General features: G+C 65.3%; 7 protein-coding genes and 1 pseudogene. 2 read left to right on the top strand and 6 right to left on the bottom strand.

Going from position 1 to position 9,130, the window contains the following annotated elements; translation table 11 throughout:
• Positions 1 to 13: 13 nt before the first annotated feature.
• On the bottom strand, positions 14 to 1,333 hold the full coding sequence (locus WIMU1_RS06735) for an HNH endonuclease signature motif containing protein (RefSeq protein WP_062795612.1): 1,320 nt from the start codon (positions 1,331 to 1,333) through the stop codon (positions 14 to 16).
• 167 nt (positions 1,334 to 1,500) lie between these two features.
• Positions 1,501 to 2,295: pseudogene (locus tag WIMU1_RS06730) on the bottom strand (SDR family NAD(P)-dependent oxidoreductase).
• 82 nt (positions 2,296 to 2,377) lie between these two features.
• Between WIMU1_RS06730 and WIMU1_RS06725 the strand changes: the two are divergent.
• Positions 2,378 to 2,956 carry a TerD family protein gene (locus WIMU1_RS06725; RefSeq protein WP_062795611.1) on the top strand — a complete coding sequence of 193 codons (579 nt, stop codon included), beginning with the start codon at positions 2,378 to 2,380 and terminating at the stop codon, positions 2,954 to 2,956.
• A 31-nt stretch (positions 2,957 to 2,987) separates the two neighbouring features.
• On the top strand, positions 2,988 to 3,905 hold the full coding sequence (sigJ, locus tag WIMU1_RS06720; protein WP_062795610.1) for an RNA polymerase sigma factor SigJ: 918 nt from the start codon (positions 2,988 to 2,990) through the stop codon (positions 3,903 to 3,905).
• Between the two features lie 8 nt (positions 3,906 to 3,913).
• On the opposite strand, the gene WIMU1_RS06715 is transcribed toward sigJ, so the two are convergent.
• The 4 genes from WIMU1_RS06715 to WIMU1_RS06700 are packed head-to-tail and all read right to left on the bottom strand — an operon-like array spanning position 3,914 to position 9,079.
• A complete protein-coding gene (locus WIMU1_RS06715; protein ID WP_062795609.1) occupies positions 3,914 to 5,419 on the bottom strand; it encodes a flavin-containing monooxygenase in 1,506 nt (501 codons plus the stop codon).
• On the bottom strand, positions 5,416 to 6,540 hold the full coding sequence (locus tag WIMU1_RS06710; protein WP_062795608.1) for a hypothetical protein: 1,125 nt from the start codon (positions 6,538 to 6,540) through the stop codon (positions 5,416 to 5,418). Before WIMU1_RS06710 ends, WIMU1_RS06715 begins: the two co-directional genes overlap by 4 nt.
• A complete protein-coding gene (locus WIMU1_RS06705) occupies positions 6,537 to 8,246 on the bottom strand; it encodes an MFS transporter (RefSeq protein WP_084248021.1) in 1,710 nt (569 codons plus the stop codon). The genes WIMU1_RS06710 and WIMU1_RS06705 overlap by 4 nt, the downstream gene beginning before the upstream one ends.
• A complete protein-coding gene (locus tag WIMU1_RS06700; protein WP_062795607.1) occupies positions 8,243 to 9,079 on the bottom strand; it encodes an NmrA/HSCARG family protein in 837 nt (278 codons plus the stop codon). Before WIMU1_RS06700 ends, WIMU1_RS06705 begins: the two co-directional genes overlap by 4 nt.
• Positions 9,080 to 9,130 lie beyond the last annotated feature (51 nt).

The following is a 9,130-nucleotide window of genomic DNA, read 5'->3' as shown; positions in this document are numbered from 1 at the left end:
AATACCTCGTGCCCTAGCGGCCCAGACCATGTGGTCGGGTGAGGTAGGTCTGTCCGTATTGGGTTGTCCACGTAATGGTTCGGTCTGAGTGCATTCGGGCGATCCAGTAGCCGAGGGTCTTGCGTTTGTGGTCAGGGCGGCAGATGGGGGCGAGGTTTTCTTCGATCGTCCAACCACCCGATCGGGGGTCGGCATGGTTGAACGGGATGATGTGGTCGATCTCGCATTCGGATGCCGGGGTGGAGCATCCGGGAGTTCGGCATGTGCCGTCGCGGGCAATGATCATCTCGCGGAGTGCTTGTGATGGTTGATAGTTCAACGCGCCTGGTGGTGGTTCGGTGAGACCGCCGTGGCCGTCGAGTGGCAGCAGTCCCGGCGGCGGAGCAATGCTCCCTGGTTGACGATGACGGCCACGGGAGAACTGGTCGGCTTCCCGGAACAAGCCCTGCCACGTCGCGTCGGCGGCGAGTTCACGCGCCAGTTCGGGGTCGATCACGCCGTATCCGTCGATGGTGGGGACTTGCCCGGTCAGCCCGGCCAACGTGGCTGCGTCGGTGTGGATTTTGACCATCGGCTTGGGTGGTGCAGGTATGGGTTCGCGGTGCTTCTCGGGGCATTGGTCGCGTTCGCAGGCGCAGTCGAGGTGCGTGTGTCCGCGCATGACGGCGACGAAGGCGTCGGCCCGTCGTTGGCTGGGTTGCCGACGGTCGCGGGCGCAGACCGTGCCCGCGACCGCGTTGATCCGCGCGTCAAGTTCGGCGGCTTCGGCCGCGGTGATGGTCGCGGAGATGTGGGCAAGGCCGTTGAGGTCGCGGGAGGATCGGTAGTCGCGGTGCGGTTCCATCGCTTTGCGTCGTTCTGCTGCCCCGTCGGGGTCGACCCCAATGACCATACGGTCGAGTTCGTTGCGCAGTACGGATCGTGAGAGTCCCTGTTGCGCAATTACTATCGTCTCGGGTTCGAGTTCTGCCACCAGTTCATCGCTCAGGGCTTGGAGTGCGGTGACAATCTCGCGTACATGAGCGAACCCGATGTCTCCTTCTCCGAACGCCGCACGTGTCCCGTGGAAGCGATCGCGGAGTTGCAGGCCATTGTCGATGTAGACACCGGCCATCGTGCGTGAGATGTCAAGCAGCAGGGACACCTCAACAACCGGTATGCGGGCGGCCTTGTCCAGGTCCCCGGAGACGGCGAGTTCTTCATTCACCCGCAGTGTCGCCAGCTCGACGACATCGGCGACCGTCTGCGCGAAGCGCCGATTCACCTCACGCGGAACAGTTCTCAGATCCTCGACCACCTGTATGGCTCGAGTTCCCCCCTCGACCAACAACATGACCCAATTCTAGATCAAGGGTCTGACAATTCCATCGATCACATTCTGGCGCAGACACTCTCGCGGGCACCGTTGCACACAAGTTCAACCCAGACATCACATCCGGCCATCAGATCACGACTTGTGTGCACTCAGGCACATCACCCGCCGAGCCCAGGGTTCAGGGTTCAGGGAACGATCGAGTCCAAGTAACCGCCGTCTACTCGTACGGCGGCACCAGTGGTTGCCGAAGCCTGCGGAGACGCGAGATAGACACACATGTTCGCGATCTCTTCGGGCTCGATCAACCTCTGCAGCAACGATTGTGGACGGTGCAGACGCATGAACTCGCGCTGGGCCTCGTCCCACGGGAGGTCTTTGTCCACGAGTTGATAGACGAAGTCCTCGACCCCACCGGTGTGGGTGGGCCCCGCTATCACCGAGTTCACGGTGACGCCGGTGCCTGCTGCTTCCTTCGCGAACCCACGGCTCACGGCGAGCAGTGCCGTCTTCGACATCCCGTAGTGGATCATCTCGGTGGGGATCACGATCGCCGAGTCGCTTGCGATGTTCTGGATGCGTCCCCACCCACCATCGGTCATCGACGGCAGATAGGCGCGGATGAGTCGCACTGCGGCAAGCACATTCACCTCGAAGTAGCGGCGCCATTCCTCGTCGGAGATGTCCAGCGCAGGCTGCGACCCGAAGATGCCGAGATTGTTCACCAGGATGTCGACCGAGGGAAGGGCAGCGAGCAACGTGTCCACACCGTCGGTGGTGGTGACGTCGGCAGCCAACGGTATGACATCGGTTTCAGGTACCTACGCGGTCAGTTCCGCCACCGCGTCGCGCACCTTCCCAGCGTCTCGACCGTTCACCGCAACGCGCGCTCCCGCCTCGGCAAGTCCCTTCGCGATTGCCTTTCCGATGCCCTGGCTCGAACCTGTCACCAATGCTGTTCTACCGCTCAGATCGATACGCATACTGCCGACTGTAGACGCGGCCATCGGTACTCTTGGAGGGGATGGTTTGCAAGCCAAAGAACCCGCTCCGAGGAGGATGCCCATGTCTGTGAGCCTGGCCAAAGGCGGAAACGTCTCGCTGAGCAAGGAAGCACCCAATCTGACCGCGGTAAGCGTCGGACTCGGGTGGGACGTCCGATCCACCACCGGTGCCGACTACGACCTCGACGCCAGCGCCCTTGCGATCAACGTGAACCGGAAGGTGCTGAACGACTCGTTTTTTGTGTTCTACAACAACCTGCGTTCCCCTGACGGCGCCATCGAGCACACCGGCGACAACCGCACCGGCGAGGGCGAGGGCGACGACGAGACGATCACCGTCGATCTGAAGGCCCTCTCGCCGGACGTCGACTCCATCATCTTTCCGGTCACCATCCACGAGGCCGATATCCACGGTCAGAGCTTCGGCCAGGTGCACGGCGCTTTCATCCGAGTGGTCAACCAGGCCGACGGGCGAGAACTGGCACGCTACGACCTGAGTGAGGACGCGTCGACAGAGACCGCCATGGTGTTCGGCGAGATCTACCGGCGCGGCGGCGAATGGAAGTTCCGGGCGGTGGGCCAGGGATACGCCTCAGGGCTCGCCGGTATCGCACGCGACTACGGGGTCAACATCGGCTGAGAACCTGCCGACGTCCGCCTACGATCACCCCATGCCGAGTCTCGCGGATCGATTCCAGGATCAACGCACTCGCCTGCTCGCGGTGGGATATCGAATCACCGGGAGTGTCACGGACGCCGAAGACGCCGTGCAGGAATCGTGGCTGCGTCTGGCCGATGTCGATGTCGACTCGATCAACGACCTCGGCGCCTGGCTGACCACCGTGGTCGGGCGCATCTGCCTCGACCGGCTCCGGTCGGCAGCGGTTCGACGAGAACAGTATGTAGGCCAATGGCTTCCCGAGCCCGTGGTCACCGCGCTCCCGTCCGGCGATTCACAAGATCCACTGCAGGCGGTGGTCGCCGCGGAAGACAGCCGATACGCCGCAATGGTGGTGCTCGAAACCCTGACTCCCCCGATGCGCGTCGCATTCGTGATGCATGACGGTTTCGGTGTGCCGTTCGCCGAGATCGGCGGCCTCCTGGGTGTGAACGCGGCCTCGGCACGCCAGATGGCCTCACGTGCCAGGAGAATTGTCTCGGGAGTGCCGCCGTCGGTCCCGGAGACCGAACAGGCCGACGCGGTGCAACGCCTCGTTGCTGCGCTGGCCTCGAAAGACGTCGATTCCGTTGTGGCTGCACTGGATCCGGACGCCATGATCGTCGGTGATGCGAACCGCACCACCCCCACAGCGGTCAAGCCCATCCACGGTGCGGACGGCGTCGCGCGATTCCTGCTGGGGCTGGTTCGACGGTACGGCGAGTCGTTCCTGTCCGAACAGATCCCGGTGCTCGTCAACGGCGAACTCGGTGCGTACAGCGCCGGATGGGACGCTGCCGGCGACCGTCGCGCATCCCCGGCTCGCGCCAGTTGCTTTGTGGTCCGCGACGGCCGTGTGGCAGCCATCTACGACATCGCCGACCCCGCGAAGCTGAAGGCGGTACCGGACGTGCGCTCATCTGACCGGTGAGCACAGGGTCAGGAAACCCGGCACTCCTGGCCCACACCAACCGCGCTGACCTTCTCGTAGCGCTGCGGATCAAAGGTGCCGTTGCGTTCCCGGAACGAGCGACCGGTACCAGGCCACAGCAAGGTCAACCGTCCGCTCTGTGGGTCGAGATACCAACTGCTGCAACCACTGAGCCATACCGTCGACGCACTTCGCTCGTCGATCTCCCGCGTGTAGTCGCGCTCGGCATCCGCGGACACCTCGAGCGCCAGCCCACTGTTGCGCCACAGGTGGTCCAGGGCGCCCAGGACGTAGTCGATCTGCGTCTCGATCATGTAGATCGCGGAGTTGTGGCCGAGTGCGGCATTGGGGCCGTCCAATACGAACATGTTCGGGAAGCCACTGACGGCGGTGGACGCGTACGACACCATGCCCTCGCCCCAATGGTCGGAGAGCAGTTCCCCGCCCACACCCGCGACCCTCTCGGCGAACGCGGGCCTGGCAGCCTCGAATCCGGTGGCCATGACAACAACGTCGAGATCGTAGGAACGCCCGCTGGCGGCGACCACCGAGGCACCGTCGAACGCCGCGAGCGCAGAGGGTTCCAGTGTCACCGACGGCCTCGTCAGCGCCGGGTAGAACTCGTCACTGAGAAGTATTCGCTTGCAACCGATTTCATAGTCCGGCGTCAGGGCCCGTCGGAGATCCGGATCGCCGATCTGGGCAGTCAGATGTCCCAGCGCTCGGGCCCGGATCTCATCGATGTCCGGTCGGAGCCCCCGGCGCTGCGCAAATGCTTTGTCGGCCTCGGTGAAGAGCTCTTCCCTCAGGCGGTCTGCGTTGGCCTTCACCTGTAGTTGCACACGCTCGGGTTCGCTGTATTCCCGATTGCCTCGCGGCACCACATAGGGCGCGCTGCGGGAGAAGACGACGAGCTCCCCGGCACGCTCAGCGAGGTGTGGCGTGAGTTGAACCGCCGATGCCCCGGTGCCGACGATGCCGACGCGTGCGCCGTCGATCGGAGCTTCGTCATCCCACTGGGCGGTGTGAAAAACCTTGCCGGAGAATGTTTCCGAGCCGCTGACCTCAGGCATGAGCGGATCAGCCAACCGGCCGACCGCCACGACGAGCACGCGGGCCCGCATCTCGCCCGCGTTGGTCGCCACCAGCCAGCAGAGCTGATCCGGAAGCCATCGCGCCTGTGCCACATCGGTGTTCAGATGCAGGTGCGGCGTCAGACCCTCCTCGTCCACCGCACGGGTCAGATACTCGTGGATCTCCGGCCCCGACGCGAACAGCGAGGTCCAGTCACCGGGAGGCCGGAACGAATACGAGTAGACATGTGCGGGTACGTCACATGCGACGCCCGGGTAGTGGTTGTCCCGCCACGTGCCGCCCACCGAATCGCCGCGCTCGAGGATGACAAAGCTCTCCCGGTCGGCCCGAGCCAGCCGGATACCCAGGCCGAGTCCCGCGAACCCGGCACCGACGATCGCCACATCGACGCAGTGTGGCAATGAGGACGGTGAGGTCACGCGAAGACCCGTCGCAACACTTCGACCCGCTCGGCGGGTGGGTCCTCGTAGAGGGTCGTGCGCTGACGCGGCGTCCGGCCGAGTTCTCTGCCCAACTCCGTCACATCGTCGGGCGAGAGCTGTCTACCACTCTCGGGCCCGGCGTCGGGACGTAGCGTTCCGTCCATCAGGACGCCGCCGACATCGTCAGCACCACCGCGGAGCACGGCACGCAGCGCGTCGGCGTCGAGTTTGGTCCACGCCGCCTGTACGTGGTCGATGGTGCCGAGCATCATCAGACGTGCCACCGCGTGCACTGCCCGGGTCTCGCGGAGCGTGGGGCCCTGGACCGCTTGATCCCGGACGTGGGGTGGCGCGTTCTCGGGAAGCATCGGCATGAGGATGAGTTCGTTGAAGCCGGACGTGCGGTGCTGGATGTCGGTCAGCAGACGCAGGTGGGCCACCTGGTGAATCGGGTCCTCGATGTGACCGTAGAGCATCGTCGCGGTCGATTTCAGACCCATCTGGTGGGCGGTGATGATCGTGTCCACCCACGCGGCGACCGACAGTCCGCGGCCGTCGGGCGAGAGGGCGCGGCGCACGTGGTCGTCGAGTACCTGCGCGGCAGTGCCGGGCACGGTGTCGAGGCCCGCCTCGCGGGCCGACCGGAGGAACTCTCCGGCGGTGACGTCGAGTCGGGTCGCGGCGTCGAACACCTCTGTTGCGCGGTAGGCGTGCAGATGGATCTCGGGCGCGACCGCTTTGATCCGCTTGATCAGCTCCAGGTATTCGGCGGCGGACTCGGTCGCCGGAACAGGACCCTGCAGGCAGATCTCGGTCGCGCCGAGTTCCCAGGCCTCCGCAACAAGGTCTTCCAGGCTCACACCGCCACCGTCGGCCAGCACGGCTGCCGTCTCGAAGTTGCGGTTGGCGACAAAGGTGAGGTCATCACCAGTGGTCTCGCGCCGGGCGGCATCGGCCAACGCACAGAGTTCGTCCAGGTCAGGACCGTCGGCCTGCAGGAGATAGCTCCACTCCAGGTCGTCGATCGAACCGGGATCGCGAGCCAACCGTCGCAGGACCGGTTGCACCACGGCCGGCGGCATGTGGTGGTCGGCGGCCCATGACGATCGCAACTTCATCCCTTGACTGTAGAACCGTGCCGCAACTCCTCCCGTTCAGCGGTACCGTTCGGTTCGCCGACTTGGCCGATGTGCTCCCCAGCCCGCGCCGGATGGCGGCCGGTCCGGGGCCCGACCGCGAACAGTTGACGTTCTTCTTCGGTTGCGCCGGTCACCGTGTGCGACAACGCCGCGGTGATCAGTTGGTGGTCCGACTCCGTCCAGCGCTCGGTGGTCTGCCGCTTGTAATCACTCCACGAGGGAACGGTGAACTGTTCCACCCGCAGGTCCGAGTCGGCGCCATGGCGGTACAGGCCCCACGAGTATCCGCCGGTCCGCCGCCGCGCCTTCCCCACGGCGGCCATCGCCTGATCGAACTGGTCCAACTCTGCGGGCCGCACGCGATAAGTCACCGAGACGACAACAGGGCCGTCATCGGGTTCGGGTCCGAACACCACCATCGGAGTGGGCCAGGCAGTGGACACACCTCGCGGCAGTGTCCCCGTCTCGGGCCGCAGCGGTACCACCGTGACGCTGGCCGCCGCGGCGACAAGCAGGGCCGCCGAGATGAGCAACGCCGTGACAAAGCTCGTGTGGGACGCCACCACACCCCACACAAACGATCCGAGAGCCTGCGATCCCATGAACACGAGCAGGTAGATCGACATCCCGCGGGCCCGCACCCAGTGCGACAGCGACAGCTGGATCGCTGCGTTGAGCGTGGTGAGAGTTGCGATCCAGGCAGCTCCGGCCACAAGGAGCAGCGGCAGCACCGCCCACACCGGCAACACGCCGACCGCGACCACTCCCACCCCGTACGCGATCGCCGAAGCCGCCAGCAAGGCGTTGGGCGACAACTTCTTCCGCAGGCGCGGGTAGATCGCGACGCCGGCCACCGCCCCGACACCGAGCATGCCCAGTACCAGGCCGTAACCCGATGCCCCGAAATGAAGGTGCTCACTCGACGCCAGCGGCAGCAGAGCCCAGAGGGCAGATGCCGGGAAGGCGAAGACCGCCGATCGCACCATGATCCGGCGAACGATGGGTGCTGCGTGCACGTAGTGCAGACCGGTCACCAGCGACCGTCCCAGCCGCTCACGGTCTACGCCCGGGGCGTCGGCGGGTCGCCGCCACCACACCAGCGCACCGATGATCGCCAGGAACGACACGGCATTGATCGCGAACACCGCGGCCGGCCCGGCCGCGGCCACCACCACTCCGCCAATCGCCGGACCCACCGCACGTGCCGCGTTCACGGTGACACTGCCCAACGAGGAAGCCGCTGGGATCTGTTCGCGTGGAACGAGTTCTGGCTGGATGGCCTGCCACGCCGGAGCCGACAGTGCCGAGCCGCATCCGAGCAGGAACGTCATCGCCAGCAGCATCACAGGCGTCAGCACATCGGTCCAGGCCAGGAATGTGGTGACCCCCGCAGCGACCGCGGTGTAGACACTGACCGCGATCAGCAGGCGCCTGCGATCGAGGAGATCGGCGAGTCCACCGGCGGGCAAGGCCAAGAACAGCGTCGGCAGCAGGCTCGCAGTCTGGACGAGCGCAACGATGGTGGCGCTGCTGCCATGCTCCACCAGGAACCACTGGGCCCCGACGGTCTGCATCCACAGACCGATGTTCGAGACGAGCTGGGCGATGAACAGATATCGATAGATCTTGTTGCGCAACGGCGCCCATGCGGACGCCTGGGGCGCGGACTCCGCAGTGGTGGTCATAGCGTTTCGTCCAGCCAGTCGGTGAACGATTGCCAACCGACTGCCGGGTATGCGGTGTGCAGAGCGGGGATGTCGGCCGCATATCCGGTGTCGTTGAGGTACCCGAACATCGCCCGCATGTCCGCCGAACCGATGTCGGTAGCATCGACGGTCCGCAAACGAACGGTGCGGCCGAGCTGCTGCCCCAACGCTTCCGCCATCTGGGCGGGTGTCGGTGCGTCGGACGCGATGTCGATCCGCCGGCCCACGTGGGGCGCCGGATCCTCGAAGACCGTCGCGACGAACTCGCCGAGGTCGCGACGTGAAAGCTGTTGTAATGGAGTATTTTCACCGATCGCGAGCTCGAGTACTCCCCCACGCACCTGGTCGATTCCGGCCAGGAGGTTGTCGTAGAAGTATGTGGGGCCGACGATCGTGCTGGCAACGCCCGACCGCATCAACGCCGCCTCGACAACTGCTTTGCTCTCGAAGTGCGGGATCCCGGTGTGGCGATCAGCACTGGCCACCGAGGAGAAGACCAGATGAGGAACACCGGCGGTGGACGCTGCTTCGATGATCGAGATCCCCTGCGAGACTTCCTCATCCGGTCCACGTTCGAACGGTGTGGTGAGAGCGAAGACACCGGCGACTCCCGCGAACGCCGCGGCGAGGCTCTTCGGGTCGCCGAGGTCGGCAACAGCGAGTGATGCACCCGCATCTGCGAGCCGGCGGGCTCGGGTCGACTCCGGGCGCCGGACCACTGCACGCACGGGCAGCGCTCTGGCGAGCAGCGCTGTCACCACGGCGCCACCTTGCGCGCCGGTGGCGCCGATCACCACATAGGGGCTGCTCATCTTCTCGGACTCTCTGTCGGTCAATGGTGGATGTCTAAGCAAGTGGGCGCA

This window comes from Williamsia muralis NBRC 105860 (assembly GCF_001598915.1).
GTDB lineage: Bacteria > Actinomycetota > Actinomycetes > Mycobacteriales > Mycobacteriaceae > Williamsia > Williamsia muralis.
This window is presented reverse-complemented; position numbering and strand designations above follow the sequence as displayed.

Coding starts and splice junctions, on each gene's coding strand:
- WIMU1_RS06735 (WP_062795612.1), bottom strand. CDS start 1,333: ATGTTGTTGGTCGAGGGGGGAACTCGAGCCATACAGGTGGTCGAGGAT.
- WIMU1_RS06725 (WP_062795611.1), top strand. CDS start 2,378: ATGTCTGTGAGCCTGGCCAAAGGCGGAAACGTCTCGCTGAGCAAGGAA.
- sigJ (WP_062795610.1), top strand. CDS start 2,988: ATGCCGAGTCTCGCGGATCGATTCCAGGATCAACGCACTCGCCTGCTC.
- WIMU1_RS06710 (WP_062795608.1), bottom strand. CDS start 6,540: ATGAAGTTGCGATCGTCATGGGCCGCCGACCACCACATGCCGCCGGCC.
- WIMU1_RS06705 (WP_084248021.1), bottom strand. CDS start 8,246: ATGACCACCACTGCGGAGTCCGCGCCCCAGGCGTCCGCATGGGCGCCG.
- WIMU1_RS06700 (WP_062795607.1), bottom strand. CDS start 9,079: ATGAGCAGCCCCTATGTGGTGATCGGCGCCACCGGCGCGCAAGGTGGC.